Here is a 216-nt window from a genome sequence, read left to right as displayed (position 1 = left end):
CTCGGCATCGCCGGGCTGACCCTGGCCGGCGGCGCGGTCGCCGCCCCCGCCCTGGCCGCCGAGCACGCCCCCACCGCCCTGGCCGCACCCGCGGCCGCCGCGAGCAGCGACAGCGTCGACACCGACAAGCTCACCCCGCACGGCGTGCAGGGCGAACAGTCCCGCATCAGCCTGTCCGGCGAGCAGACCGACAACGTCAAGGGCATCATCGCCGCC

General features: G+C 76.9%; 1 pseudogene. It reads left to right on the top strand.

From position 1 onward, the window contains the following. Nucleotides 1-216: pseudogene (locus tag ACXAHD_RS32500) on the top strand (hypothetical protein); the annotation flags it as partial.

This window comes from Micromonospora sp. ABR4_055 (assembly GCF_056160425.1).
The sequence above is the reverse complement of the archived record's forward strand: the minus strand, read 5'-3'. Positions and strand labels throughout refer to the sequence as shown.